Genomic DNA, 26,552 nt, shown 5'->3' with positions numbered 1-26,552 from the left:
AGAGTGGGGATGCCTTTAAAACCCTTAGTAACCGCAGGCGTTGAAAATCTGCTCAACACCTTTCTGTACCGTTCTCCTGCGCTGAAGTCAGCCCGAACGCGTTTACAGGGTAAGGTGCTGCGTGTTGATCTCAAAGGATTTTCAACACCGTTAGTCCTGGTATTTAGCGAGCGCCAGGTCGATGTGCTGGGGGCATGGGAAGGCGAAGCCGATTGCACCGTAATCACATATGCCAGTGTGTTACCGAAATTGCGTGATCGACAGCAACTCACCACGCTTATCCGCAGCGGTGAGCTGGAAGTCCAGGGCGATATCCAGGTAGTACAGAACTTTGTTGCGCTGGCCGATCTGGCGGAGTTGGATCCTGCAGAACTGTTAGCACCCTATACCGGCGATATCGTCGCGGAAGGGGTCAGCAAAGTCTTGCGTGGTGGAGCGAAGTTCCTGTGCCATAACTTTCAGCGCCAGCAGCGCTATGTCGCCGAAGCGATCACTGAAGAGTGGCGCATGGCTCCTGGTCCACTAGAGGTTGCATGGTTTGCTGAAGAAATGGCAGCCGTTGAGCGCGCGGTTGAATCTCTGGCCAAACGGCTGGAAAAACTGGAGGCCAAATGACGCCAGGTGAAGTACGGCGCCTTTATTTCATCATTCGCACTTTTTTAAGCTACGGTCTTGATGAACTCATCCCCAAAATGCGAATCACGCTGCCGCTTCGGTTGTGGCGTTACTCGTTGTTCTGGATGCCCAACCGACATAAAGACAAACCGCTGGGAGAAAGGCTGAGACTGGCTTTACAGGAACTCGGCCCGGTGTGGATCAAGTTTGGGCAAATGCTCTCTACCCGTCGTGACCTTTTCCCTCCGCACATCGCCGATCAGCTTGCGCTATTGCAGGATCGGGTTGCCCCGTTCGATGGCCTTAGAGCGAAAAAACAAATCGAAGAGGCTATGGGCGGGCTGCCCGTCGAGGAATGGTTTGATGATTTTGAGATCACGCCGCTGGCATCTGCGTCTGTTGCTCAGGTCCACACTGCGCGGTTGAAATCGAATGGCAAAGAGGTGGTGATCAAAGTTATTCGCCCGGACATACTTCCGGTCATCAAAGCGGATTTAAAACTGATCTACCGCCTGGCTCGTTGGGTTCCTCGTCTGCTGCCAGATGGGCGTCGCCTGCGACCAACAGAAGTCGTCCGTGAATATGAAAAAACGTTGATCGATGAACTGAATCTGCTGCGCGAATCGGCGAACGCCATTCAGCTACGACGTAATTTTGAAGATAGTCCGATGCTGTACATCCCGGAAGTGTATTCCGACTACTGCAGTCAGAACATGATGGTGATGGAGCGCATTTATGGTATCCCGGTTTCAGATGTCACCACGCTTGAGAAGAACGGCACCAATATGAAACTGTTGGCCGAGCGTGGTGTTCAGGTCTTCTTTACTCAGGTATTCCGCGACAGCTTTTTCCATGCGGATATGCATCCCGGGAACATTTTTGTCAGTTATGAGCACCCTGAAAACCCGAAATACATTGGTATTGATTGTGGGATTGTGGGCTCTTTAAACAAAGAAGATAAGCGCTACCTGGCTGAAAACTTCATTGCGTTCTTTAACCGCGATTACCGCAAAGTTGCTGAACTGCACGTAGATTCTGGTTGGGTTCCGCCGGATACCAACGTGGAAGAGTTTGAATTTGCCATTCGTACCGTGTGCGAGCCGATTTTTGAAAAGCCGCTGGCGGAGATTTCCTTTGGTCACGTGCTGTTGAATCTGTTCAACACTGCGCGCCGCTTCAATATGGAAGTTCAGCCTCAACTGGTATTGCTCCAGAAGACGCTGCTGTACGTTGAAGGTGTCGGACGACAACTCTACCCGCAGTTAGATTTGTGGAAAACGGCTAAGCCATTCCTCGAATCCTGGATTAAAGATCAGGTCGGTATTCCAGCGCTCGTTAGGGCATTTAAAGAAAAAGCACCGTTCTGGGTCGAAAAAATGCCAGAAATACCTGAACTGGTGTATGACAGTTTGCGCCAGGGCAAATATTTACAGCACAGTGTTGATAAGATTGCCCGCGAGCTTCACGCGAATCATGTACGCCAGGGACAATCCCGTTATTTATTGGGCATTGGCGCAACATTGTTGCTAAGTGGAACATTCCTGCTGGTAAGCCGCCCTGAGTGGGGGCTTATGCCGGGCTGGTTAATGGCGGGAGGCGTCATAGCCTGGTTGATCGGCTGGCGCAAAATGCGCTGAATTTTTCATCGCCCAAGGCAGGTCGTGTAACGTATACTACGGCCTTATTAATTCATCATCTATGACAGAGGAACATGTATGGGTGGTATCAGTATTTGGCAGTTGTTGATCATTGCCGTCATCGTTGTACTGCTATTTGGCACCAAGAAACTCGGCTCCATCGGTTCCGATCTTGGCGCGTCGATCAAAGGCTTCAAAAAAGCGATGGGTGATGATGAGCCTAAGCAAGATAAGACCAGCCAGGACGCTGATTTTACTGCTAAATCCATCACCGATAAGCAGGGTGAAGTGAAAAAGGAAGACGCCAAAAGCCAAGATAAAGAGCAGGTATAATCCGTGTTTGATATCGGTTTTAGCGAACTGTTATTGGTGTTCGTGATCGGCCTCATTGTTCTGGGGCCGCAACGATTACCTGTAGCGGTAAAAACGGTTGCTGGCTGGGTTCGCGCTTTGCGTTCCCTTGCAACTACTGTTCAGAATGAACTGACCCAGGAGCTTAAGCTTCAGGAGTTTCAGGACAGCCTGAAGAAAGTAGAGAAAGCGAGCCTGACAAATCTGACCCCGGAGCTGAAAGCGTCAATGGATGAGCTGCGTGAAGCGGCGGAATCGATGAAGCGTTCTTACAGCGTGCACGATCCTGAGAAAGCGAGCGATGAAGCGCACACTATCCATAATCCGGTGGTGAAAGAAGGTGAAGCGCAGCGAGAAGGGGTTACCCCTGCCGCCGCTGAAAACCAGGCCAGTTCGCCGGAGCAAAAACCGGAATCCGCGGGTGCTAAAACGCCAGAGCAGACGGAAAACACTTCCGCCACGTTGATGGATGCAGAAAAGAAAGCTGCCGCACCTGTTGTCGAATCCTCCCCCTCGTCGAGTGATAAACCGTAAACATGGCTGTAGAAGATACCCAACCGCTCATTACGCATCTTATCGAGCTGCGTAAGCGACTCCTGAACTGCATTATTGCGGTTATCGTGATCTTTCTGGCGTTGGTTTACTTTGCCAACGACATTTACCATATGGTTGCGGCACCGCTGATTAAACAGATGCCGCAGGGTGCAACGATGATCGCCACCGATGTGGCCTCACCGTTCTTTACCCCTATAAAGTTAACCTTCATGGTGTCGCTGATCCTGTCAGCGCCAGTGATCCTCTACCAGGTATGGGCATTCATTGCGCCTGCTTTGTACAAACATGAACGTCGCCTGGTTGTGCCGCTGCTGGTCTCCAGCTCGTTGTTGTTCTACATCGGCATGGCATTCGCCTATTTTGTCGTCTTCCCGTTGGCGTTTGGTTTTCTGGCTAACACGGCTCCGCAAGGCGTGCAGGTATCGACAGATATTGCCAGCTATCTCAGCTTTGTAATGGCGCTATTTATGGCTTTCGGTGTCTCTTTTGAGGTCCCTGTCGCCATTGTGCTGCTATGCTGGATGGGCATTACGACACCTGAAGATTTACGTAAGAAACGACCTTACGTTGTGGTGGGAGCATTCGTCGTCGGGATGTTACTGACTCCGCCAGATGTCTTCTCGCAAACGTTGTTGGCGATACCGATGTACTGCCTGTTTGAAGTGGGCGTTTTCTTCTCTCGTTTCTATGTCGGTAAGCGACGTACGCGAGATGAGGACAACGAGGCTGAAGAAGCAAAAGAAGCCGAAGCCACCGAGAAAACAGAAGAGTAAATTCAACCGCCCGTCAGGGCGGTTGTCATATGGGAGGTAGCATGTTTGATATTGGCGTTAATTTAACCAGTTCACAATTTGCGAAAGACAGGGATGATGTTGTGGCGCGCGCCTTTGCTGCGGGCGTAAACGGTATGCTTCTGACCGGAACAAACCTGCACGAAAGCCAGCAGGCGCTGAAGTTGGCGCAACTTTATCCACATTGCTGGTCCACGGCTGGCGTGCACCCGCATGACAGTAGCCAATGGCAATCCTCAACGGAAGACGAGATTATCGCGCTGGCAAACCAGTCTGAGGTGGTCGCTATTGGCGAGTGCGGTCTGGATTTCAATCGCAATTTCTCCACGCCACAGGAGCAGGAACGTGCTTTTGAGGCACAACTGCGCATTGCTGCTGAACTGCAGATGCCGATTTTCATGCATTGTCGGGATGCCCATGAGCGTTTTCTGACGTTGCTGGAGCCGTGGCTGGATAGTCTCCCGGGCGCGGTGCTGCACTGTTTTACCGGAACGCGGCAGGAGATGCAGGACTGTGTGGACCGAGGGCTTTATATTGGTATTACCGGCTGGGTCTGTGATGAGCGTCGGGGGATGGAACTGCGGGAACTGCTGCCGTTTATTCCGGTAGAAAGACTACTGATCGAAACCGATGCGCCTTACCTACTTCCTCGCGACTTAACGCCTAAACCGACGTCACGGCGCAATGAACCGGCGCACCTGCCACATATTCTTGAGCGTATTGCCCACTGGCGCGGAGAAGATCCTCAATGGCTGTCAGCAACCATTGATGCTAACGTCCGAACGTTGTTCGAAGTGACCTTCTAAACGGCTTAAATTTTTCTAAAACCGGTATTTTTCACGCTCTGCTTAACTTCTTTATTCAACAGGTTAAGCAGTAGCATGGAACGCGCTTCGCCATCCGGTTCGGTGAAGATCGCTTTTAGCCCCTCAAATGCCCCTTCAGTAATAATCACGCTGTCCCCTGGCTGAGGAGTTTGCGGGTCCACAATACCTTCAGGCTTGTAGATAGAAAGCTGGTGAATAACGGGAGAAGGGACGGTCGCAGGCGTCGCGCCAAAACGGACGAAATGGCTGACACCACGCGTGGCATTGATAGTGGTGGTGTGGATCACTTCCGGGTCGAACTCGACAAACATGTAATTAGGGAATAGTGGTTCACTGACTGTGGTACGTTTACCGCGCACTATTTTTTCCAGGGTGATCATAGGCGTCAGGCAGTTCACCGCCTGTCTTTCCAGGTGTTCCTGGGCTCTCTGAAGTTGCCCACGTTTGCAGTACAGTAAATACCAGGATTGCATAATAACTCTTATCCGCTTGTTCTGAGCGCAAGCATAGCAAAAGCCATGCGTTAAGTTAATTATACCCACCTAAACGCAGGCTGAAACCCAATGGGTATATACGCCCGGGGCTTATATGTATCGCCAGAGTTCACGCTAATTTAACAAAAATACAGCATCACAATGATGAACGCCGTATAATGAAGCGCTTACGAAGAGGCCACAATGGACGCCATGAAATATCACGATTTACGCGACTTCCTGACGCTGCTTGAACAGCAGGGCGAGCTCAAACGCATTTCGCTTGAGGTGGATCCCCACCTGGAAATTACTGAAATTGCCGATCGCACTCTGCGTGCCGGTGGGCCTGCGTTACTGTTTGAGAATCCGAAAGGCTATTCAATGCCGGTGCTGTGTAACCTGTTTGGCACACCAAAGCGTGTTGCGATGGGGATGGGACAAGAAGAAGTCTCGGCGCTACGAGAAGTCGGTAAACTGTTGGCGTTTTTGAAAGAGCCAGAGCCACCGAAAGGATTCCGCGATCTGTTTGATAAGCTGCCGCAGTTTAAGCAGGTGTTGAACATGCCGACTAAGCGGTTGCGCGGTGCGCCTTGTCAGCAAAAAATCTACTCGGGCGATGACGTTGATTTAAACCGCATTCCGATTATGACCTGCTGGCCGGAAGATGCCGCGCCGCTGATTACCTGGGGGCTCACCGTAACGCGTGGTCCGCATAAAGAGCGGCAGAATCTGGGCATCTATCGTCAGCAGCTGATTGGCAAAAACAAGCTCATTATGCGCTGGCTGTCCCATCGCGGCGGCGCGCTTGATTACCAGGAGTGGTGCGCAGCGCATCCGGGTGAACGCTTCCCGGTTTCTGTGGCGTTAGGAGCAGATCCTGCGACCATTCTGGGGGCCGTGACGCCGGTCCCTGATACATTATCCGAGTACGCATTTGCCGGGCTGTTGCGCGGAACCAAGACCGAAGTGGTTAAATGTATTTCCAACGACCTGGAAGTGCCTGCCAGCGCTGAAATCGTGCTGGAAGGGTATATTGAACCGGGCGAGCTTGCTCCGGAAGGGCCGTATGGCGATCATACCGGCTACTACAACGAAGTAGATAGCTTCCCGGTCTTTACCGTCACGCACATTACCCAGCGTGAAGATGCAATTTATCACTCTACCTATACCGGACGCCCGCCAGATGAACCCGCGGTGCTCGGCGTGGCGCTGAACGAAGTCTTCGTGCCTATTCTGCAAAAGCAGTTCCCGGAAATCGTCGATTTTTATCTACCTCCGGAAGGCTGTTCTTATCGCCTGGCCGTCGTGACGATGAAAAAACAGTACGCTGGTCATGCCAAACGCGTCATGATGGGCGTTTGGTCGTTTTTGCGTCAGTTTATGTACACCAAATTTGTTATTGTTTGCGATGATGACGTCAACGCACGCGACTGGAATGATGTGATTTGGGCAATTACTACCCGTATGGACCCGGCCCGGGATACGGTACTGGTAGAGAATACGCCAATTGATTACCTGGACTTTGCCTCGCCGGTTTCCGGCCTTGGTTCAAAAATGGGGCTGGATGCCACAAATAAATGGCCGGGCGAAACCCAACGCGAATGGGGACGTCCGATTAAAAAGGATCCTGAAGTGACTGCGCGCATTGACGCAATTTGGGATGAACTGGCCATCTTTAATGACGGCAAAAGCGCCTGAGGCGCGATCGTTTTGCCTATTGATCCGACAGAGAGAGCGCATGACAACCTTAAGCTGTAAAGTGACCTCGGTAGAAGCTATCACTGACACCGTATATCGCGTTCGTTTAGTGCCAGACGCGGCGTTTTCCTTTCGTGCTGGCCAGTATTTAATGGTCGTGATGGATGAAAGGGATAAGCGTCCGTTCTCCATGGCATCAACGCCGGACGAGCAAGGATTCATTGAGCTGCACGTTGGCGCCTCTGAGCTAAATCTTTACGCCATGGCCGTGATGGACCGTATTCTGAAAGACCGGGAAATCAAGGTCGACATTCCGCATGGCGAAGCCTGGCTGCGTGACGAAGACGAGCGCCCGCTGATCCTGATTGCCGGTGGTACAGGGTTCTCTTACGTGCGTTCTATTCTGCTTACCGCGCTGGCGCGCAACCCAAACCGCGATATCACCATTTACTGGGGCGGTCGCGAAGAGAAGCATCTCTACGATCTCTCCGAGCTGGAAGCGCTGTCTGTGAACCACCCGAATCTGCGCGTTGAGCCGGTGGTGGAACAGCCTGAAGACGGCTGGCGTGGGCGTACGGGAACCGTGTTAACGGCAGTATTGCAGGATTACGGTACCCTGGCGGAGCATGATATCTACATTGCCGGGCGTTTTGAAATGGCCAAAATCGCGCGCGATCTCTTCTGTAATGAGCGCAGTGCGCGTGAAGATCGCCTGTTTGGCGACGCTTTCGCGTTCATTTAAGCGCTGTGCGCCGGAGCCCTTCCGGCGCATTCATCACCAACCTTACTTCTTCTAACAGGGTGCAAGCCCGGTCTCGTTGTTTCTCTTTTTCACCACGTTTTTTAGTAAACATGTTTTTCCTATCTATTAATCACAAAACTTATCTTTTGTGACAGGTCTCTTTTTGTTTAGTAAACAAAATTGGTAAACTAGACACAATCAAATTGCGAGGCGCAAACGAGGAAGACCATGAGGCTCGGACTGGATATTGGCGGGACTAAAATCGAAGCAGTGGTGATTGATAACGCGGGTGAAATTGTTTACCGCGAGCGATGCGCGACACCAAAGCAGAGTTACGGTGATTTTTTCCAGGCCGTGACGGAGATGATTGCTAAGGCCAGACTGGCCGTTAATCAGCCTTTATCGGTTGGCGTTGGGGTGCCCGGCGCGGTGGATAGCGAAGGTTTGATTAAGAATTCGAACATCCTGGTGCTCAATCAACAGGCCTTTGCGCAAGACCTTGAGCGAGCATCAGGAATGCCAGTGCCGGTTACCAATGATGCCAACTGCTTTACCTTGTCGGAAGCGATGGACGGTAGCGGACACGGGCATAGCGTGGTATTTGGCGTGATCCTCGGTACCGGTTGCGGCGGCGGACTATGCATCGATAACCGCTTGATCTCTGGACCTAACGCCTGCGCAGGAGAGTGGGGGCATAATGCATTGCCGCGCTACCACGAATCTCAGGACGGGGCTGGAGTGAGATGCTATTGCGGACAGTTGAACTGTATTGAGAGCTTTATTTCCGGCAGCGGTCTGGAACGCCAGTACCTGAATCACACCGCGCAGCATGTGGGTGTGCCACAAATTATGCAACAGGTAGAATCGGGTGATGCGGATGCCTGCTTTGTATGGGAACGTTATTGCGATCAACTGGCGCGTGCGTTGGCGGGCGTGGTGAATACGCTCGATCCCGATGTTATCGTGCTTGGGGGTGGGGTATCCAATATCGGTTTACTGTATTCGGGTTTGCAGGCGCGAGTGGCGCAGTACGTATTTGGTAAGCAGTGCCGCACACCGATCGTTCGGGCCCGTCACGGCGACAGCAGCGGCGTACGCGGTGCGGCCTGGCTGGGGGCGCAACAAGCCATAGTAGAATCAATGAGAGTGAAATGACGAAACCTGTACGTATCAGAGATATTGCCGAAGCTTGTGGTGTTTCAGTTGGCGCAGTTTCCCGCGCCCTAAAAGGGCAGCCGGGGTTGCGTGAAGACACCCGGCTGCGCATTATTTCTGTGGCGCAGCAGCAGGGTTATGATTTTTCCCGTCTGCGCACTGACAAGATCAAACGCGTCTTGTTTTTGCTTCACCGCCAGCACAATATCAGCCGGGCATTGCCGTTTTACTCTCAACTGCTGCTGGGCATAGAAGATAACTGTCGTGACCATGGTATTGCGCTGAGCTTTCTCTCCATTGGTCCAGGCGATGCAGTGAGTGAGCAGGTGCTGCTGCACCAGCCTGATGCGCTGATCTGTGCCGGATTTTTTGAGCCTGAATTACTTGGCTTGCTGCAACAGATGAAGCTGCCGTTGGTGCTGGTGGATCTCTGGGCGCCGGGCCTGCCTTGCGTGAATCCGGACAACACCCAGGGCGGTTATCTGGCTACACAATATTTGATTGCACAAGGTCGCAGCCGTATTGCTTTTCTTGCCAGCACGCTTGCGCACTACAGCATCCGTCAGCGCGAGAAGGGTTACCGTCAGGCATTGTATGAGGCCCGTTTGCTGATGCCGCCAGAGTATGAAGCCATTGCGCCGCCGCTGCTGGATACCGAGCAATCTTTGGTGGAGGCGGTGAATGAATTGCTCAGTCTGCCAGAGCCGCCCGACGCTATTTTTGCCTATAACGATGCGGCAGCGCTGGTTGTTCAACGGGTGTGTGCGCAGCAGGGTATACGTATCCCGGAAGATCTTGCGCTGGTTGGGTTTGATGATATCGATGCTGCGGCCTGGTCACATCCACCACTCACCACCATTGCGGTTGATAAACAACAATTGGGGCGTGAAGCGCTGCGTTTATTGCTGGAAGAAAATCAGGAAGAGAATCTGCTGTTGCCGGTGCAGTTAGTGGTACGTGGTAGTTCAGAGAAATAAAAAACCCGCCCCTGACAGGCGGGAAGAACGGCAACTAAACTTTCTCTCTTCGCCATTGGCACCATAACTGTGTTGGCTGCGCTCATTCACCCGAATCACTTACTATACGTAAGCTCATCGGGATTCATTCACTTGCCGCCTTGTTCTGGCACCAATGGCTTTGAGATAACATTTCGTAGGCCGGGCAAGCGAAGCGCCCCCGGCATGCTTTGATTAAACTCGCTCAAATACCGTCGCGATGCCCTGGCCTAACCCGATACACATCGTCGCCAGGCCAAACTGTACGTCTTTGCGTTCCATCAGATTGAGCAGGGTGGTGCTGATACGCGCCCCAGAGCAACCCAACGGATGGCCCAAAGCGATCGCCCCGCCGTTGAGGTTGATCTTCTCATCGATCTGCTCCATCAGCCCCAGATCTTTAATGCACGGCAGGATCTGAGCGGCAAAGGCTTCGTTCATCTCAAACAAACCGATATCGCTGGTGGAGAGTCCCGCTTTTTTCAGCGCCAGTTTTGAGGCCGGAACCGGGCCGTAACCCATGATTGAAGGGTCGCAACCAACAACAGCCATCGAACGAATACGGGCACGCGGCGTCAGACCCAGCTCACGGGCGCGACTTTCGCTCATGACCAGCATCGCCGCAGCGCCGTCGGAGAGTGCGGAGGAGGTACCGGCAGTGACCGTTCCGCTAACCGGATCGAACGCCGGGCGCAGGGTGGAGAGCGCTTCAACGGTTGTCTCCGGGCGGATAACCTCATCGTAGTTAAACTGCTTCAGCACGCCGTCGGCATCATGGCCGCCGGTCGGGATGATTTCGTTTTTAAATGCGCCAGACTGTGTTGCAGCCCAGGCGCGAGCATGTGAACGTGCGGCGAAAGCATCCTGCATTTCACGGCTGATGCCGTGCATGCGAGAGAGCATTTCCGCAGTCAGACCCATCATTCCCGCGGCTTTTGCCACGTTGCGGCTCATGCCCGGATGGAAATCAACGCCGTGGCTCATTGGCACATGGCCCATATGCTCCACGCCGCCAATCAGGCACGCCTGAGCATCGCCGGTCATGATCATGCGTGCCGCATCGTGCAGCGCCTGCATGGACGAACCGCACAGGCGGTTGACCGTGACGGCTGGAACTGAGTGCGGAACTTCCGCCAGCAGCGCGGCGTTACGGGCGATGTTGAAACCCTGCTCCAGCGTTTGCTGCACACAGCCCCAGTAAATATCATCAAGCGCGGATGGCTCCAGCGCAGGATTTCGCGCCAGCAGGCTACGCATTAAGTGTGCGGAGAGATCTTCTGCCCGCACGTTACGAAACGCGCCCCCTTTCGAACGGCCCATCGGGGTACGGATCGCATCAACAATTACAACCTGTTCCATTGTGACTCCTTAAGCCGTTTTCAGGCTGCCAACCGGGCGGGCAGGCTCAACCTGGGGATAATACGGTTCGTTATGGCGCGCCTTATCACGCAGACCAGCCGGAACTTCATACAGCGCTCCGAGGTGTTGATACTGCTGGGCCATATCGAGATACTTCGCGCTGCCGAGCGTATCCAGCCAGCGGAACGCGCCGCCGTGGAACGGAGGGAAGCCCAGGCCATACACCAGCGCCATGTCGGCTTCTGCCGGGCTGGCGATAATGCCTTCTTCCAGACAACGCACCACTTCGTTGACCATTGGGATCATCATGCGAGCGATAATCTCTTCATCACTGAAGTCGCGTTTCGGCTGGCTGACTTCTGCCAGCAGATCGTCAACGGTGGCATCCTCTTCTTTCTTCGGCTTGCCCTTGTTGTCTTCTTTATAACGCCAGAATCCAAGACCGTTTTTCTGTCCGAAACGGTTCGCATCAAACAGGGCGTCTATCGCGTCGCGATAATCTTTCTGCATACGCTGAGGGAAGCCTGCGGACATCACTGCCTGCGCGTGATGTGCGGTATCAATTCCCACCACGTCCAGCAGATAAGCCGGGCCCATCGGCCAGCCAAACTGTTTTTCCATGACTTTGTCGACTTTGCGGAAATCCGCCCCATCGCGCAGCAGCTGGCTGAAACCGGCAAAATACGGGAACAGCACGCGGTTCACGAAGAAACCAGGGCAGTCGTTGACCACAATTGGGGTTTTGCCCATCTGGCTTGCCCAGGCGACAACTTTGGCGATGGTTTCATCCGAGCTTTTCTCGCCGCGAATAATCTCAACCAGTGGCATGCGGTGTACTGGGTTAAAGAAGTGCATCCCACAGAAGTTTTCCGGGCGCTTGAGCGCGCTGGCCAGCTCGTTGATTGGGATGGTGGAGGTATTTGAAGCCAGTACGGTGTTCGGGCGTACCTGATCTTCGGTTTCTGCCAGTACCGCTTTTTTCACTTTCGGGTTTTCTACGACAGCTTCAACCACCACGTCCACACGCTCAAAACCGCTATAGTCGAGGGTTGGATGAATAGTGGAAATCACGCCCGCCATTTTCAGACCGTCAATTTTGCCGCGCTCAAGCTGTTTGTTCAGCAGCTTGGCCGCTTCAGTCATGCCCAGCGTTAATGATTTGTCGTTGATATCTTTCATGACAACCGGCACGCCTTTCCAGGCTGACTGGTAAGCGATGCCGCCGCCCATAATGCCCGCGCCCAGCACCGCAGCTTGCTTCGGTGCTTCAATATTTTTGGTGAGTTTTTTGGCTTTGGCTTTGACGAACTGATCGTTAAGGAAGATCCCAACCAGCGCGCGAGCTTCACTGGTGTGCGCCAGTGGAACAAAGCTTTTATTTTCCAGATTCAGCGCTTCTTCACGGCCAAAACGGGCCGCTGCTTCAATGGTTTTTACCGCGGTAATCGGCGCGGGATAATGCTTCCCTGCCGTCTGTGCCACCATGCCTTTAGCGATGGTAAAGCTCATAGCCGCTTCAATTTTGCTGAGTTTCAACGGCTCCAGCTTCGGCTGACGTTTGGCCTTCCAGTCGAGGTCGCCGTTAATCGCCTGACGTAATACTGCGATCGCGCCATCAAGCAGTTTGTCTTGCTTCACTACGCCATCGACCAGGCCGATTTTTAGCGCCTGCACAGCACCAACATCCTTACCTGCCGCAATAATTTCCAGCGCGCTGTCCGCACCCAGCATACGTGGCATACGCACGGAGCCGCCAAAGCCCGGCATAATGCCCAGCTTGGTTTCCGGCAGGCCAATGCGCAGGTCCGGCGTTGCCAGACGATAATCGGTTGCCAGAACACACTCGCAGCCGCCACCCAGCGCGTAGCCGTTTACTGCTGACAGGGTCGGAACAGGCAGATCTTCGAGGCGATTAAAGACGCTGTTGGCAAAATGCAGCCACTGGCTCAGTTGTTCTTCAGGCACGAGGAACAGTGAAAGGAATTCGGTGATATCGGCACCAACAATAAAGGCTGCTTTGTTAGAACGCAGCAGCAGCCCTTTTAAATTCGGTTGTTTTTCCAGCACATCAAGCGCATGGCTCAGGCTGGCAACGGTGGCCGTGTCGAGTTTATTGACCGAACCAGGGGCATCGAACACCAGTTCGGCGATGCCATCTTCCAGCCAGTCGAGGTACAGGGTGTCGCCTTTGTAAAGCATGTCAGTCTCCTGAATCCGCAAGGTGATCTGGTCATACCAGATGAATCGAAGTGTGTGTTTTATGTTAATAAAATGCAAACAAATGATTAAAGAAATGACGATTCGATCACGCTCGGCAGAAATCACGCACTCACAAAGCGATGTGCTAAGATGCGGAGACTTGAGGTCAAAAAACAGAAGGATAGAAAATGGAATCGCTGGCCGCACTCTATAAAAATCATATCGTTACCTTACAGGAACGGACGCGCGACGCGCTGGAACGCTTCAAACTGGATGCGTTACTTATTCACTCTGGCGAACTTGTTAACGTCTTTCTCGACGATCATCCATATCCGTTTAAGGTCAATCCACAATTTAAAGCCTGGGTGCCTGTAACACAGGTTCCTAACTGCTGGTTGCTGGTGGATGGCGTAAACAAGCCGAAACTGTGGTTCTACCTGCCGGTCGATTACTGGCACAACGTTGAGCCGCTACCAACCTCTTTCTGGACGGAAGAAATCGAGATCATCGCGCTGCCGAAAGCGGATGGTATCGGTAGCCAACTGCCTGCTGCTCGCGGCAATATCGGTTACATCGGCCCGGTTCCGGAACGTGCGCTGCAACTGGACATCGCGGCCAGCAACATCAACCCGAAAGGGGTGATCGACTACCTGCATTATTACCGCGCCTATAAAACGGAATACGAACTGGCCTGTATGCGCGAAGCGCAGAAAATGGCGGTAAATGGACACCGTGCAGCAGAAGAAGCGTTCCGTTCCGGAATGAGCGAGTTTGATATCAACCTCGCTTACCTGACTGCCACCGGTCACCGCGACACCGACGTGCCATACAGCAACATCGTGGCGCTTAACGAGCATGCTTCGGTTCTTCATTACACCAAGCTGGATCATCAGGCACCGTCTGAAATCCGCAGTTTCCTGCTCGACGCTGGTGCGGAATACAACGGTTATGCGGCAGATCTGACGCGTACCTGGTCGGCGAAAAGCGACAATGACTATGCGCATCTGGTGAAAGACGTTAACGACGAAGAGCTGGCGCTGATTGCCACCATGAAAGCAGGCACCAGCTACGTGGATTATCACATTCAGTTCCATCAGCGCATCGCGAAGCTGCTGCGTAAGCATCAAATCATCACCGATATGAGTGAAGAGGCGATGGTGGAAAACGATCTTACCGGGCCGTTTATGCCGCACGGTATCGGTCACCCGCTGGGTCTGCAGGTACATGATGTCGCTGGCTTTATGCAGGACGACAGCGGTACTCATCTGGCCGCACCGTCGAAATATCCTTACCTGCGTTGCACCCGCGTACTGCAACCGGGCATGGTTCTGACCATCGAACCGGGCATTTACTTCATTGAATCTCTGCTGGCGCCGTGGCGTGAAGGGCAGTTCAGCAAGCACTTCAACTGGCAGAAAATTGAAGCACTGAAACCGTTCGGCGGTATTCGTATTGAAGACAACGTGGTGGTCCACGAAAACAATATCGAAAACATGACGCGGGATTTGAAACTGGCGTAATGGACAGTTGGTTAATCCCTGCGGCGCCGGTTAGCGTCGTCGAAGAGATCAAAAAAAGCCGCTTCATTACGCTGCTCGCCCATACGGACGGCGTAGAAGCGGCAAAGGCGTTTGTTGAGTCAGTCAAAGCGGAACACCCGGACGCCCGCCACCATTGTGTGGCGTGGGTGGCGGGTGCGCCCAATGACTCGCAGCAGCTAGGGTTTTCAGACGATGGCGAACCGGCGGGTACGGCAGGTAAACCGATGCTCGCGCAGCTGATGGGGAGCGGTGTCGGCGAGATTACCGCTGTAGTCGTGCGCTACTACGGCGGTATCCTTCTCGGTACTGGAGGGTTGGTAAAAGCCTACGGTGGTGGTGTGAATCAGGCGTTGCGCCAGTTAACGACACAGCGCAAGACACCATTAACCGAATATACTTTGCAGTGTGAGTACGGTCAGCTGGCAGGCATTGAAGCCTTGCTGGGGCAGTTTGACGGTAAAGTCGTTGCCAGTGATTACCAGGCTTTTGTTCGGCTCAGGGTGGCGCTTCCTTTTGCCAAAGTGGATGAGTTTTCGGCAAAACTGGCGGATTTTAGTCGTGGTTCATTGCAATTGTTAGCGATTGAAGAATAATCCCCACCTCATTTTAAAGAACTAAGGAAGCGGCAGAGATGCATTTTCGCGCCATCACCCGAATCGTTGGACTACTGGTCATCTTATTCTCGGGGACAATGATTATCCCCGGACTGGTAGCGCTCATCTACCGCGATGGGGCAGGGCGTGCATTCACCCAAACTTTCTTCGTTGCTCTGGCGATCGGCTCCATGCTGTGGTGGCCAAACCGTAAAGAGAAGGGTGAACTGAAATCGCGCGAAGGATTTCTGATTGTCGTTTTGTTCTGGACCGTTCTGGGCAGTGTGGGTGCGCTACCGTTCATCTTTGCGGAAAGCCCTAACCTAACGATAACCGACGCTTTTTTTGAATCCTTTTCCGGATTAACCACTACAGGTGCGACGACGCTGGTGGGGCTGGATTCATTGCCACACGCGATTCTCTTTTATCGCCAGATGCTGCAATGGTTCGGCGGGATGGGGATCATCGTGCTGGCGGTGGCTATCCTGCCTATTCTTGGCGTTGGTGGGATGCAGCTCTATCGTGCAGAAATGCCGGGGCCGCTGAAAGATAATAAAATGCGCCCGCGTATTGCCGAAACGGCGAAAACGCTGTGGCTAATCTATGTATTACTGACGGTGGCGTGCGCGCTGGCGCTATGGTTTGCCGGGATGCCCGCGTTTGACGCCATTGGGCACAGTTTTGCCACAATCGCCATCGGTGGTTTTTCCACACACGATGCCAGCGTGGGGTATTTCGACAGTCCCACGATTAACACCATCATTGCTATCTTCTTGCTGATCTCCGGTTGTAACTATGGTCTGCACTTCTCTTTATTAAGTGGGCGTAGTCTGAAGGTCTACTGGCGGGATCCGGAATTCCGCATGTTTATCGGCGTGCAGTTGACGCTGGTGGCAGTCTGTACGCTGGTGCTATGGATACACAATACCTATGGCTCGGCGCTCACGACGATCAACCAGGCCTTTTTCCAGGTGGTATCGATGGCGACGACCGCCGGATTTACTACGGACAGTATTGCCCGCTGGCCGCTGTTTCTGCCAGTGCTGTTGCTGTGTTCTGCTTTTATCGGCGGCTGTGCCGGGTCGACGGGCGGTGGCTTGAAGGTGATTCGTATCCTGCTGCTGTTTAAGCAGGGTAACCGCGAATTGAAACGACTGGTCCATCCGAATGCGGTTTACAGTATCAAACTGGGTAACCGTGCGTTGCCGGAGCGAATTCTTGAAGCCGTATGGGGATTCTTCTCTGCCTATGCGCTGGTCTTTATTATCAGTATGCTGGCGATTATTGCGACCGGTGTTGATGACTTCTCCGCGTTTGCCTCTGTTGTGGCAACGTTGAATAACCTGGGGCCTGGACTGGGGGTTGTCGCCGACAACTTTGCCAGTATGAACCCTGTGGCGAAGTGGATCCTGATTGCCAATATGCTGTTTGGTCGTCTGGAGGTCTTTACTCTGCTGGTGCTCTTTACCCCTACCTTCTGGCGTGAATAATGGAGTAACACGTGAAAACACTGATTCTTTTTTCTTCCCGGGACGGACAAACGCGTGAAATCGCTGAGTATCTGGCTTCTGAACTCAAAGAGCTGGGCGTTTGGGCAGATGTTGTTAATTTGCATCGTACCGCGGAGCCTGACTGGCAAAATTATGACAGCGTGGTGATTGGCGCCTCGATTCGCTACGGTCATTACCATGCTGCTTTTCAGGAGTTTGTGAAAAAGCATGCCACACGGCTGAATTCGATGCCGAGCGCGTTCTACTCCGTAAACCTGGTTGCCCGTAAACCGGAGAAACGTACGCCGCAAACCAACAGCTATGCGCGTAAGTTCCTGATGAGTTCGCCGTGGCGACCAGACCACAGCGCAGTCATTGCGGGTGCTTTGCTGTATCCACGCTATCGCTGGTATGACCGCGTTATGATCCAACTGATAATGAAGATGTCAGGCGGTGAAACGGATACGAATAAAGAAGTGGTGTATACCGATTGGGAACAGGTTGCGAGATTCGCGCGAGAAATAGCCCAATTAACCAACAAAGCGTTGTTAAAATAAACGTAAAGCATAAAAAATACGCACTCGGAAGAATATTTTAAATTTCCCCTTGTCAGCCTGAAATAACTCCCTATAATGCGCCTCCACTGACACGGAACAACGGATTACAAGCCGCCGGGTCAGTGGGGTTCCACTGAGAACTTCGGCGAAGAAAGCGAAATTAAATGCTTGACTTCGTAGCGGGATGGCGTAATATGCACACCCCGCGCCGCTGAGAAAAAGCGAAGCGGCGCTGCTCTTTAACAATTTATCAGACAATCTGTGTGGGCACTCGAAGATACGGATTCTTAACGTCGCAAGACGAAAAATGAATACCAAGTCTCAACGAGTGAACACGTAATTCATTACGAAGTTTAATTCATTGAGCATCAAACTTTTAAATTGAAGAGTTTGATCATGGCTCAGATTGAACGCTGGCGGCAGGCCTAACACATGCAAGTCGAACGGTAGCACAGAGGAGCTTGCTCCTTGGGTGACGAGTGGCGGACGGGTGAGTAATGTCTGGGAAACTGCCCGATGGAGGGGGATAACTACTGGAAACGGTAGCTAATACCGCATAACGTCGCAAGACCAAAGAGGGGGACCTTCGGGCCTCTTGCCATCGGATGTGCCCAGATGGGATTAGCTAGTAGGTGGGGTAACGGCTCACCTAGGCGACGATCCCTAGCTGGTCTGAGAGGATGACCAGCCACACTGGAACTGAGACACGGTCCAGACTCCTACGGGAGGCAGCAGTGGGGAATATTGCACAATGGGCGCAAGCCTGATGCAGCCATGCCGCGTGTATGAAGAAGGCCTTCGGGTTGTAAAGTACTTTCAGCGAGGAGGAAGGTGTTGTGGTTAATAACCGCAGCAATTGACGTTACTCGCAGAAGAAGCACCGGCTAACTCCGTGCCAGCAGCCGCGGTAATACGGAGGGTGCAAGCGTTAATCGGAATTACTGGGCGTAAAGCGCACGCAGGCGGTCTGTCAAGTCGGATGTGAAATCCCCGGGCTCAACCTGGGAACTGCATCCGAAACTGGCAGGCTAGAGTCTTGTAGAGGGGGGTAGAATTCCAGGTGTAGCGGTGAAATGCGTAGAGATCTGGAGGAATACCGGTGGCGAAGGCGGCCCCCTGGACAAAGACTGACGCTCAGGTGCGAAAGCGTGGGGAGCAAACAGGATTAGATACCCTGGTAGTCCACGCCGTAAACGATGTCGACTTGGAGGTTGTGCCCTTGAGGCGTGGCTTCCGGAGCTAACGCGTTAAGTCGACCGCCTGGGGAGTACGGCCGCAAGGTTAAAACTCAAATGAATTGACGGGGGCCCGCACAAGCGGTGGAGCATGTGGTTTAATTCGATGCAACGCGAAGAACCTTACCTACTCTTGACATCCAGAGAACTTAGCAGAGATGCTTTGGTGCCTTCGGGAACTCTGAGACAGGTGCTGCATGGCTGTCGTCAGCTCGTGTTGTGAAATGTTGGGTTAAGTCCCGCAACGAGCGCAACCCTTATCCTTTGTTGCCAGCGGTTAGGCCGGGAACTCAAAGGAGACTGCCAGTGATAAACTGGAGGAAGGTGGGGATGACGTCAAGTCATCATGGCCCTTACGAGTAGGGCTACACACGTGCTACAATGGCATATACAAAGAGAAGCGACCTCGCGAGAGCAAGCGGACCTCATAAAGTATGTCGTAGTCCGGATTGGAGTCTGCAACTCGACTCCATGAAGTCGGAATCGCTAGTAATCGTGGATCAGAATGCCACGGTGAATACGTTCCCGGGCCTTGTACACACCGCCCGTCACACCATGGGAGTGGGTTGCAAAAGAAGTAGGTAGCTTAACCTTCGGGAGGGCGCTTACCACTTTGTGATTCATGACTGGGGTGAAGTCGTAACAAGGTAACCGTAGGGGAACCTGCGGTTGGATCACCTCCTTACCTTAAAGAACCGACCTTTGCAGTGCTCACACAGATTGTCTGATGAAAATTAGCAGTAAGAAAATCTCTGCAGGCTTGTAGCTCAGGTGGTTAGAGCGCACCCCTGATAAGGGTGAGGTCGGTGGTTCAAGTCCACTCAGGCCTACCAAATTCTTTCTGATACCGCGTTGTGAAACGACTCGCATACTTCAGTATGCTTCACCGTTCCACGCCTTGTCTCAGCAAGAATTAAGGTGAATGAGATAACTACGATGGGGCTATAGCTCAGCTGGGAGAGCGCCTGCCTTGCACGCAGGAGGTCTGCGGTTCGATCCCGCATAGCTCCACCATCCTTACTGCAAAAACACAAGAAAACTTCAGAGTGTACCTGAAAAGGTTCACTGCGAAGTTTTGCTCTTTAAAAATCTGGATCAAGCTGAAAATTGAAACGACACACTGTTTCATTTCTCCGTAATAAGAAATGAAAAATGGTGTGTTCGAGTCTCTCAAATTTTTGCAAGTCGATGATGAATCGAAAGAAACATCTTCGGGTTGTGAGGTTAAGCGACTAAGCGTACACGGTGGATGCCCTGGCAGTCAGAGGCGATGAAGGACGTGCTAATCTGCGATAAGCGTCGGTAAGGTGATATGAACCGTTATAACCGGCGATTTCCGAATGGGGAAACCCAGTGTGTTTCGACACACTATCATTACGTGAATACATAGCGTAATGAAGCGAACCGGGGGAACTGAAACATCTAAGTACCCCGAGGAAAAGAAATCAACCGAGATTCCCCCAGTAGCGGCGAGCGAACGGGGAGCAGCCCAGAGTCTGAATCAGCATGTGTGTTAGTGGAAGCGTCTGGAAAGTCGCACGATACAGGGTGAAAGTCCCGTACACAAAAGTGCATGTGTTGTGAACTCGAAGAGTAGGGCGGGACACGTGGTATCCTGTCTGAATATGGGGGGACCATCCTCCAAGGCTAAATACTCCTGACTGACCGATAGTGAACCAGTACCGTGAGGGAAAGGCGAAAAGAACCCCGGCGAGGGGAGTGAAAAAGAACCTGAAACCGTGTACGTACAAGCAGTGGGAGCACCCTTTGGGGTGTGACTGCGTACCTTTTGTATAATGGGTCAGCGACTTATATTCTGTAGCAAGGTTAACCGAATAGGGGAGCCGAAGGGAAACCGAGTCTTAACTGGGCGTTAAGTTGCAGGGTATAGACCCGAAACCCGGTGATCTAGCCATGGGCAGGTTGAAGGTTGGGTAACACTAACTGGAGGACCGAACCGACTAATGTTGAAAAATTAGCGGATGACTTGTGGCTGGGGGTGAAAGGCCAATCAAACCGGGAGATAGCTGGTTCTCCCCGAAAGCTATTTAGGTAGCGCCTCGTGAATTCATCTTCGGGGGTAGAGCACTGTTTCGGCTAGGGGGTCATCCCGACTTACCAACCCGATGCAAACTGCGAATACCGAAGAATGTTATCACGGGAGACACACGGCGGGTGCTAACGTCCGTCGTGAAGAGGGAAACAACCCAGACCGCCAGCTAAGGTCCCAAAGTCATGGTTAAGTGGGAAACGATGTGGGAAGGCACAGACAGCCAGGATGTTGGCTTAGAAGCAGCCATCATTTAAAGAAAGCGTAATAGCTCACTGGTCGAGTCGGCCTGCGCGGAAGATGTAACGGGGCTAAACCATGCACCGAAGCTGCGGCAGCGACACTATGTGTTGTTGGGTAGGGGAGCGTTCTGTAAGCCGTTGAAGGTGTGTCGTGAGGCATGCTGGAGGTATCAGAAGTGCGAATGCTGACATAAGTAACGATAATGCGGGTGAAAAACCCGCACGCCGGAAGACCAAGGGTTCCTGTCCAACGTTAATCGGGGCAGGGTGAGTCGACCCCTAAGGCGAGGCCGAAAGGCGTAGTCGATGGGAAACAGGTTAATATTCCTGTACTTGGTGTTACTGCGAAGGGGGGACGGAGAAGGCTATGTTAGCCGGGCGACGGTTGTCCCGGTTTAAGCATGTAGGCGGAGGTTCCAGGTAAATCCGGTACCTTTTAACGCTGAGGTGTGATGACGAGGCACTACGGTGCTGAAGTAACAAATGCCCTGCTTCCAGGAAAAGCCTCTAAGCATCAGGTAACACGAAATCGTACCCCAAACCGACACAGGTGGTCAGGTAGAGAATACCAAGGCGCTTGAGAGAACTCGGGTGAAGGAACTAGGCAAAATGGTGCCGTAACTTCGGGAGAAGGCACGCTGATATGTAGGTGAAGTGATTTACTCATGGAGCTGAAATCAGTCGAAGATACCAGCTGGCTGCAACTGTTTATTAAAAACACAGCACTGTGCAAACACGAAAGTGGACGTATACGGTGTGACGCCTGCCCGGTGCCGGAAGGTTAATTGATGGGGTTATCCGTAAGGAGAAGCTCTTGATCGAAGCCCCGGTAAACGGCGGCCGTAACTATAACGGTCCTAAGGTAGCGAAATTCCTTGTCGGGTAAGTTCCGACCTGCACGAATGGCGTAATGATGGCCAGGCTGTCTCCACCCGAGACTCAGTGAAATTGAACTCGCTGTGAAGATGCAGTGTACCCGCGGCAAGACGGAAAGACCCCGTGAACCTTTACTATAGCTTGACACTGAACACTGGTCCTTGATGTGTAGGATAGGTGGGAGGCTTTGAAGTGTGGACGCCAGTCTGCATGGAGCCATCCTTGAAATACCACCCTTTAATGGCTGGTGTTCTAACGTAGACCCGTAATCCGGGTTGCGGACAGTGTCTGGTGGGTAGTTTGACTGGGGCGGTCTCCTCCTAAAGAGTAACGGAGGAGCACGAAGGTTAGCTAATCCTGGTCGGACATCAGGAGGTTAGTGCAAAGGCATAAGCTAGCTTGACTGCGAGAGTGACGGCTCGAGCAGGTGCGAAAGCAGGTCTTAGTGATCCGGTGGTTCTGAATGGAAGGGCCATCGCTCAACGGATAAAAGGTACTCCGGGGATAACAGGCTGATACCGCCCAAGAGTTCATATCGACGGCGGTGTTTGGCACCTCGATGTCGGCTCATCACATCCTGGGGCTGAAGTAGGTCCCAAGGGTATGGCTGTTCGCCATTTAAAGTGGTACGCGAGCTGGGTTTAGAACGTCGTGAGACAGTTCGGTCCCTATCTGCCGTGGGCGCTGGAGAATTGAGGGGGGCTGCTCCTAGTACGAGAGGACCGGAGTGGACGCATCACTGGTGTTCGGGTTGTCATGCCAATGGCATTGCCCGGTAGCTAAATGCGGAAGAGATAAGTGCTGAAAGCATCTAAGCACGAAACTTGCCCCGAGATGAGTTCTCCCTGACCCTTTAAGGGTCCTGAAGGAACGTTAAAGACGATGACGTTGATAGGTCGGGTGTGTAAGTGTAGCGATACATTGAGCTAACCGATACTAATGAACCGTGAGGCTTAACCTTACAACGCCGAAGATGTTTTGGCGAAGAGACAGATTTTCAGCCTGATACAGATAACATCGACATGCAAAAGCGTGTTGATAAACAGAATTTGCCTGGCGGCTGTAGCGCGGTGGTCCCACCTGACCCCATGCCGAACTCAGAAGTGAAACGCCGTAGCGCCGATGGTAGTGTGGGGTCTCCCCATGCGAGAGTAGGGAACTGCCAGGCATTAATTTAGTGAAGAAGCCCATCCTGACGGATGGGCTTTTTTACGTCTGTGTGGAATGAAAACCGCCGGATGCGGCGTGCCGCCTTATCCGGCCTACAGGGGCCGGGCTGAACGTATTTTGTAGGCCTGATAAGCGCAGCGCATCAGGCAACGCGGCGGTACATTGCCGGATGCGGCGTGCCGCCTTATCCGGCCTACAGAGGCCGGGCTGAACGTATTTTGTAGGCCTGATAAGCGCAGCGCATCAGGCTCATCACAACACCACGGTTACCATCTTATCCATTGCGTAACAAAATCAGCAATTTGCTGTATGTCGTTGATATCTAAAAATGGAACATCTACCGCCAGCGGAACATCACTGGCAACCGCGATAACATATTCGTCTATCGCCAATTCATCAGGACTATGCCCGCAACCGTCGCGAAAAAGCACGATCTTAGCGACAGGTTCATGCTTAAACCCTTCAACCAGCACCAGGTCCAACGTTGCTGCATCCATCCGGCTTACCAGATACGCTAAATCCAGTTCGGGCTCTTCCGGTGTTTCTACCATTAATGCCCAACGTTGCTGGCTGGCGACCAGCGTTTGTGCTGCACCGGCTTTACGCAGTTCATAGCTATCTTTACCGGGCTTGTCGACATCCATATTGTGATGAGTATGTTTAATCAATCCGGGACGTATACCTCTGGCACGTAGCTCCGGGATCAACTTTTTGAGCAGCGTGGTTTTTCCCGTGCCGCTCCATGCCGCAATGGCGAGTAATGGGATCATGATTTTTCCTGCCATTTTGCGAGCTCTTCGGGGGTGTTCACGTTTACGAACGCATCTTTATGATCGCTGAAATCGACAGCATGACCGCCAGCCAGACGCATAAAGACCATAACGCGTCGTTCACCGGACTGAAGATAATCCTGCAGCAAAGGCTGCATAGAGCGGTGCATCAGCGCAATGGTTGGGTGATCTCTTTCCCCATCATGCACCCAGACAACCGGTGCAGCTTTGCGCTGTTCTTTTAAACGAGCGACCAGATTGTGAGGAATATAGGGCATATCGCACGGGCAAAACAGAAACCACTCCCCTGTTTGCTGCAGGAATACCGATAGCATCCCGGCCAGTGGGCCAGGGAAATCGGCCAAGGAATCGGGAATAACTTTCAGGCCGCTTTGCTGGTATATATCCCGGTGGCGATTGGCATTAACCACCACGGTTTCGACCTGCAAAGCGAGAATGTCGGCCACATGCCGCCAAAGAGGTTTACCGTCCAGTTCAAGCAGACCTTTATCGGTTCCACCCATCCGTCTGGCCTTACCGCCAGCCAGCACAACCCCTGTTATTGCACTATCCAGAATCACTGATATCGCCTCTTTTAATGTGGGATTGACCCTGCTAACGTATCTGTATTGAGCCTAAGGAGCACAACCATGAAATGTAAACGTCTGAATGAAGTTATTGAACTCCTCCAGCCTGCCTGGCAGAAGGAACCCGATCTTAACCTGATGCAATTTTTGCAGAAACTGGCGCAAGAGTCAGGTTTTGACGGCGAACTGGCGGATTTAACTGATGACATTCTGATCTATCACCTGAAAATGCGAGACTCAGCGAAGGATGCTGTCATCCCTGGTATTCAGAAAGATTATGAAGAAGATTTTAAAACCGCACTACTCCGCGCTCGTGGTGTAATTAAAGAGTAAAAGCTTGTAATCGCCGCCACCGAAAGCGCTGCGAAATGATATCCTGAATCATTCGTAGTATTTTCCGGATGATGGGATGAACGACAACGCTTTTAATTTCCAGACGCTACACCCGGATACCATCATGGATGCACTGTTTGAGCAGGGGATCCGGGTGGATTCCGGGCTTACCCCGCTTAACAGCTATGAAAACCGTGTCTATCAATTCCAGGACGAAGACCGTCGACGCTTTGTCGTTAAGTTTTATCGCCCTGAACGTTGGTCTGTCGATCAGATCCAGGAAGAGCACCAGTTTGCTCTGGAACTGGTAAGCGATGAAGTCCCGGTAGCTGCGCCGTTGGTACTGAACGGCCAAACGCTGTTAAGCCACCAGGGTTTCCATTATGCGATCTTCCCCAGCGTCGGTGGGCGCCAGTTTGAGGCCGACAACATCGATCAAATGGAGGCGGTCGGGCGCGATCTCGGGCGTATGCACCAGACCGGATCCAAGTGTACTTTTGCCTTCCGACCGACGATTGGCCTTGAAGAATACCTGACTGAGCCGCGTAAAGTTTTTGAACACGCACAGCTTATCCCATCAGGGCAAAAAGCGGCTTTCCTGAAGGTAACGGATGCGCTTATCGCGGTGGTTACCGATCGCTGGCATACGCGTTTTACTACGTTACGCCTGCACGGTGATTGTCATGCCGGTAATATTCTGTGGCGCGATGGCCCGATGTTTGTCGATTTAGATGATGCCCGCAATGGTCCGGCTATTCAGGATTTATGGATGCTCCTCAATGGTGATAAAGCTGAACAACGCATGCAGCTAGAAACCATTATCGAGGCTTATGAAGAGTTTAGTGAGTTCGACATCTCTGAAATCGGACTGATAGAACCTTTACGCGCTATGCGTTTAGTTTATTATCTTGCCTGGCTGATTCGACGTTGGGCTGACCCTGCGTTCCCAAAAAACTTCCCGTGGTTAACCGGGGAAGATTACTGGCATCGTCAGACCGCGACCTTTATTGAGCAGGCAAAAATTCTGCAAGAGCCCCCCTTACAATTAACGCCAATGTATTAATCGGAGAAACTTGAACATGAAAAAAATATGGCTGGCGCTGGCTGGTATGGTCTTAGCTTTTAGCGCATCTGCAGCGCAGTTCCAGGATGGTAAACAATACATCACCCTGGAGAAGCCTGTTGCGGGTGAACCGCAAGTGTTGGAGTTCTTCTCCTTCTACTGCCCGCACTGCTACCAGTTTGAAGAAGTGCTTCATGTATCTGATAACGTGAAGAAAAAACTGCCGGAAGGCACCAAGATGACCAAATACCACGTCGAGTTTCTCGGGCCGTTGGGCAAAGATCTGACGCAGGCATGGGCGGTTGCTATGGCGCTGGGTGTAGAAGATCAGGTTACTGTTCCGCTGTTTGAAGGCGTTCAGAAAACGCAGACCGTTCAGTCTGTTGCTGACATCCGTAAAGTGTTTGTCGATGCGGGTATTAAAGGCGAAGACTATGATGCGGCATGGAACAGCTTCGTAGTGAAATCTCTCGTGGCACAGCAGGAAAAAGCAGCGGCTGATTTACAGCTGCAGGGCGTTCCGGCGATGTTCGTGAATGGCAAATATCAGGTCAACCCGCAGGGCATGGATACCAGCAGCATGGATATCTTTGTACAACAGTATGCGGATACCGTGAAATACCTGGTCGGTCAGAAGTAAAAGCAAAA

The 26,552-nt window shown here is 52.4% G+C and carries 22 protein-coding genes, 2 tRNA genes and 3 rRNA genes; 22 read left to right on the top strand and 5 right to left on the bottom strand.

Features of this window, described 5'->3' with window-relative positions; all coding sequences use genetic code 11:
- The first annotated feature begins 9 nt into the window (after window positions 1-9).
- The 6 genes from ubiJ (at window position 10) to tatD (ending at window position 4,755) form a co-directional block, all read left to right on the top strand.
- On the top strand, window positions 10-615 hold the full coding sequence (ubiJ, locus tag C2U43_RS25190; RefSeq protein WP_103285953.1) for a ubiquinone biosynthesis protein UbiJ: 606 nt from the start codon (window positions 10-12) through the stop codon (window positions 613-615).
- Window positions 612-2,252, top strand: a complete 1,641-nt coding sequence (gene ubiB / locus C2U43_RS25185; protein WP_003828916.1) for a ubiquinone biosynthesis regulatory protein kinase UbiB — start codon at window positions 612-614, stop codon at window positions 2,250-2,252. The genes ubiJ and ubiB overlap by 4 nt, the downstream gene beginning before the upstream one ends.
- 78 nt (window positions 2,253-2,330) lie before the next feature.
- Window positions 2,331-2,585: a Sec-independent protein translocase subunit TatA gene (gene tatA, locus C2U43_RS25180; RefSeq protein ID WP_003017888.1), complete on the top strand. Its 255-nt coding sequence runs from the start codon at window positions 2,331-2,333 to the stop codon at window positions 2,583-2,585.
- 3 nt (window positions 2,586-2,588) lie between these two features.
- On the top strand, window positions 2,589-3,137 hold the full coding sequence (gene tatB, locus C2U43_RS25175) for a Sec-independent protein translocase protein TatB (protein ID WP_008787098.1): 549 nt from the start codon (window positions 2,589-2,591) through the stop codon (window positions 3,135-3,137).
- A gap of 2 nt (window positions 3,138-3,139) precedes the next feature.
- Window positions 3,140-3,931, top strand: coding sequence for a Sec-independent protein translocase subunit TatC (tatC, locus tag C2U43_RS25170; RefSeq protein WP_003828911.1), 792 nt, complete (start codon window positions 3,140-3,142; stop codon window positions 3,929-3,931).
- A 41-nt stretch (window positions 3,932-3,972) separates the two neighbouring features.
- Entirely contained in the window at window positions 3,973-4,755 is a 783-nt protein-coding gene (tatD, locus tag C2U43_RS25165) for a 3'-5' ssDNA/RNA exonuclease TatD (protein ID WP_103285952.1), read from the top strand.
- 5 nt (window positions 4,756-4,760) lie between these two features.
- Here tatD and rfaH read toward each other — a convergent pair whose 3' ends face one another.
- The gene (gene rfaH / locus C2U43_RS25160) at window positions 4,761-5,249 is read right to left on the bottom strand and encodes a transcription/translation regulatory transformer protein RfaH (protein WP_003017881.1); all 489 of its coding nucleotides are present in this window, start codon (window positions 5,247-5,249) and stop codon (window positions 4,761-4,763) included.
- Between the two features lie 204 nt (window positions 5,250-5,453).
- Between rfaH and ubiD the strand changes: the two genes are divergently transcribed.
- The 4 genes from ubiD to C2U43_RS25140 all read left to right on the top strand — a co-directional run bounded on the left by ubiD (window position 5,454) and on the right by C2U43_RS25140 (window position 9,821).
- Complete coding sequence (gene ubiD / locus C2U43_RS25155) at window positions 5,454-6,947, top strand: 4-hydroxy-3-polyprenylbenzoate decarboxylase (RefSeq protein ID WP_103285951.1); 1,494 nt, start codon at window positions 5,454-5,456, stop codon at window positions 6,945-6,947.
- 40 nt (window positions 6,948-6,987) lie between these two features.
- Window positions 6,988-7,689 (top strand): NAD(P)H-flavin reductase, encoded by a 702-nt coding sequence (fre, locus tag C2U43_RS25150; protein ID WP_003828903.1) that lies wholly within the window; start codon window positions 6,988-6,990, stop codon window positions 7,687-7,689.
- Between the two features lie 228 nt (window positions 7,690-7,917).
- Window positions 7,918-8,844, top strand: a complete 927-nt coding sequence (locus tag C2U43_RS25145) for an ROK family protein (RefSeq protein ID WP_103285950.1) — start codon at window positions 7,918-7,920, stop codon at window positions 8,842-8,844.
- Window positions 8,841-9,821 carry a LacI family DNA-binding transcriptional regulator gene (locus C2U43_RS25140; protein ID WP_103285949.1) on the top strand — a complete coding sequence of 327 codons (981 nt, stop codon included), beginning with the start codon at window positions 8,841-8,843 and terminating at the stop codon, window positions 9,819-9,821. The genes C2U43_RS25145 and C2U43_RS25140 overlap by 4 nt, the downstream gene beginning before the upstream one ends.
- Window positions 9,822-10,034: 213 nt before the next feature.
- On the opposite strand, the gene fadA is transcribed toward C2U43_RS25140, so the two are convergent.
- Complete coding sequence (fadA, locus tag C2U43_RS25135) at window positions 10,035-11,198, bottom strand: acetyl-CoA C-acyltransferase FadA (RefSeq protein WP_003828895.1); 1,164 nt, start codon at window positions 11,196-11,198, stop codon at window positions 10,035-10,037.
- Window positions 11,199-11,207: 9 nt separating this feature from the next.
- Window positions 11,208-13,397 (bottom strand): fatty acid oxidation complex subunit alpha FadB, encoded by a 2,190-nt coding sequence (fadB, locus tag C2U43_RS25130; protein WP_103285948.1) that lies wholly within the window; start codon window positions 13,395-13,397, stop codon window positions 11,208-11,210.
- Between the two features lie 188 nt (window positions 13,398-13,585).
- Here fadB and pepQ point away from each other — a divergent pair, with 188 nt between their 5' ends.
- The 9 genes from pepQ to rrf all read left to right on the top strand — a co-directional run bounded on the left by pepQ (window position 13,586) and on the right by rrf (window position 23,149).
- Window positions 13,586-14,917: a Xaa-Pro dipeptidase gene (gene pepQ, locus C2U43_RS25125; protein ID WP_103285947.1), complete on the top strand. Its 1,332-nt coding sequence runs from the start codon at window positions 13,586-13,588 to the stop codon at window positions 14,915-14,917.
- Complete coding sequence (locus C2U43_RS25120; protein ID WP_003017851.1) at window positions 14,917-15,531, top strand: IMPACT family protein; 615 nt, start codon at window positions 14,917-14,919, stop codon at window positions 15,529-15,531. The genes pepQ and C2U43_RS25120 overlap by 1 nt, the downstream gene beginning before the upstream one ends.
- 38 nt (window positions 15,532-15,569) lie before the next feature.
- The gene (gene trkH, locus C2U43_RS25115; RefSeq protein WP_003017848.1) at window positions 15,570-17,021 is read left to right on the top strand and encodes a Trk system potassium transporter TrkH; all 1,452 of its coding nucleotides are present in this window, start codon (window positions 15,570-15,572) and stop codon (window positions 17,019-17,021) included.
- Window positions 17,022-17,032: 11 nt separating this feature from the next.
- Window positions 17,033-17,578 carry a menaquinone-dependent protoporphyrinogen IX dehydrogenase gene (hemG, locus tag C2U43_RS25110; protein ID WP_032945724.1) on the top strand — a complete coding sequence of 182 codons (546 nt, stop codon included), beginning with the start codon at window positions 17,033-17,035 and terminating at the stop codon, window positions 17,576-17,578.
- Window positions 17,579-17,956: 378 nt separating this feature from the next.
- Window positions 17,957-19,498, top strand: a 16S ribosomal RNA gene (locus C2U43_RS25105).
- A 71-nt stretch (window positions 19,499-19,569) separates the two neighbouring features.
- Window positions 19,570-19,646 (top strand) — tRNA-Ile (locus C2U43_RS25100).
- Between the two features lie 105 nt (window positions 19,647-19,751).
- Window positions 19,752-19,827: transfer RNA gene (locus tag C2U43_RS25095), tRNA-Ala, on the top strand.
- A gap of 208 nt (window positions 19,828-20,035) precedes the next feature.
- Window positions 20,036-22,942, top strand: a 23S ribosomal RNA gene (locus C2U43_RS25090).
- A 91-nt stretch (window positions 22,943-23,033) separates the two neighbouring features.
- Window positions 23,034-23,149 (top strand): 5S ribosomal RNA (gene rrf, locus C2U43_RS25085).
- The 16S, 23S and 5S rRNA genes sit together here with 2 tRNA genes alongside, the layout of an rRNA operon.
- A gap of 268 nt (window positions 23,150-23,417) precedes the next feature.
- Here the strand turns inward: rrf and mobB are convergent.
- Both mobB and mobA read right to left on the bottom strand, forming a co-directional pair.
- Window positions 23,418-23,936 carry a molybdopterin-guanine dinucleotide biosynthesis protein MobB gene (gene mobB, locus C2U43_RS25080; RefSeq protein ID WP_103285946.1) on the bottom strand — a complete coding sequence of 173 codons (519 nt, stop codon included), beginning with the start codon at window positions 23,934-23,936 and terminating at the stop codon, window positions 23,418-23,420.
- A complete protein-coding gene (mobA, locus tag C2U43_RS25075) occupies window positions 23,918-24,502 on the bottom strand; it encodes a molybdenum cofactor guanylyltransferase MobA (protein ID WP_103285945.1) in 585 nt (194 codons plus the stop codon). Before mobA ends, mobB begins: the two co-directional genes overlap by 19 nt.
- A gap of 69 nt (window positions 24,503-24,571) precedes the next feature.
- Between mobA and C2U43_RS25070 the strand changes: the two genes are divergently transcribed.
- From C2U43_RS25070 to dsbA, 3 genes are all read left to right on the top strand, one after another.
- Complete coding sequence (locus tag C2U43_RS25070) at window positions 24,572-24,841, top strand: YihD family protein (RefSeq protein WP_003028616.1); 270 nt, start codon at window positions 24,572-24,574, stop codon at window positions 24,839-24,841.
- Between the two features lie 76 nt (window positions 24,842-24,917).
- Entirely contained in the window at window positions 24,918-25,904 is a 987-nt protein-coding gene (locus tag C2U43_RS25065; RefSeq protein ID WP_103285944.1) for a serine/threonine protein kinase, read from the top strand.
- 16 nt (window positions 25,905-25,920) lie between these two features.
- Entirely contained in the window at window positions 25,921-26,544 is a 624-nt protein-coding gene (gene dsbA / locus C2U43_RS25060; protein WP_003028621.1) for a thiol:disulfide interchange protein DsbA, read from the top strand.
- Window positions 26,545-26,552 lie beyond the last annotated feature (8 nt).

This window comes from Citrobacter freundii complex sp. CFNIH9, from assembly GCF_002903305.1.
GTDB lineage: Bacteria > Pseudomonadota > Gammaproteobacteria > Enterobacterales > Enterobacteriaceae > Citrobacter > Citrobacter portucalensis.
The sequence above is the reverse complement of the archived record's forward strand: the minus strand, read 5'-3'. Positions and strand labels throughout refer to the sequence as shown.

What these genes read in the sequence shown, in the direction of transcription:
- ubiJ (WP_103285953.1), top strand. Translation starts at nt 10, where the DNA reads ATGCCTTTAAAACCCTTAGTAACCGCAGGCGTTGAAAATCTGCTCAAC.
- fadB (WP_103285948.1), bottom strand. Translation starts at nt 13,397, where the DNA reads ATGCTTTACAAAGGCGACACCCTGTACCTCGACTGGCTGGAAGATGGC.
- dsbA (WP_003028621.1), top strand. Translation starts at nt 25,921, where the DNA reads ATGAAAAAAATATGGCTGGCGCTGGCTGGTATGGTCTTAGCTTTTAGC.
- pepQ (WP_103285947.1), top strand. Translation starts at nt 13,586, where the DNA reads ATGGAATCGCTGGCCGCACTCTATAAAAATCATATCGTTACCTTACAG.
- rfaH (WP_003017881.1), bottom strand. Translation starts at nt 5,249, where the DNA reads ATGCAATCCTGGTATTTACTGTACTGCAAACGTGGGCAACTTCAGAGA.
- trkH (WP_003017848.1), top strand. Translation starts at nt 15,570, where the DNA reads ATGCATTTTCGCGCCATCACCCGAATCGTTGGACTACTGGTCATCTTA.
- C2U43_RS25070 (WP_003028616.1), top strand. Translation starts at nt 24,572, where the DNA reads ATGAAATGTAAACGTCTGAATGAAGTTATTGAACTCCTCCAGCCTGCC.
- tatC (WP_003828911.1), top strand. Translation starts at nt 3,140, where the DNA reads ATGGCTGTAGAAGATACCCAACCGCTCATTACGCATCTTATCGAGCTG.
- C2U43_RS25120 (WP_003017851.1), top strand. Translation starts at nt 14,917, where the DNA reads ATGGACAGTTGGTTAATCCCTGCGGCGCCGGTTAGCGTCGTCGAAGAG.
- tatD (WP_103285952.1), top strand. Translation starts at nt 3,973, where the DNA reads ATGTTTGATATTGGCGTTAATTTAACCAGTTCACAATTTGCGAAAGAC.
- ubiD (WP_103285951.1), top strand. Translation starts at nt 5,454, where the DNA reads ATGGACGCCATGAAATATCACGATTTACGCGACTTCCTGACGCTGCTT.
- C2U43_RS25145 (WP_103285950.1), top strand. Translation starts at nt 7,918, where the DNA reads ATGAGGCTCGGACTGGATATTGGCGGGACTAAAATCGAAGCAGTGGTG.
- ubiB (WP_003828916.1), top strand. Translation starts at nt 612, where the DNA reads ATGACGCCAGGTGAAGTACGGCGCCTTTATTTCATCATTCGCACTTTT.
- mobB (WP_103285946.1), bottom strand. Translation starts at nt 23,936, where the DNA reads ATGGCAGGAAAAATCATGATCCCATTACTCGCCATTGCGGCATGGAGC.
- C2U43_RS25140 (WP_103285949.1), top strand. Translation starts at nt 8,841, where the DNA reads ATGACGAAACCTGTACGTATCAGAGATATTGCCGAAGCTTGTGGTGTT.
- fre (WP_003828903.1), top strand. Translation starts at nt 6,988, where the DNA reads ATGACAACCTTAAGCTGTAAAGTGACCTCGGTAGAAGCTATCACTGAC.
- fadA (WP_003828895.1), bottom strand. Translation starts at nt 11,198, where the DNA reads ATGGAACAGGTTGTAATTGTTGATGCGATCCGTACCCCGATGGGCCGT.
- tatA (WP_003017888.1), top strand. Translation starts at nt 2,331, where the DNA reads ATGGGTGGTATCAGTATTTGGCAGTTGTTGATCATTGCCGTCATCGTT.
- C2U43_RS25065 (WP_103285944.1), top strand. Translation starts at nt 24,918, where the DNA reads ATGAACGACAACGCTTTTAATTTCCAGACGCTACACCCGGATACCATC.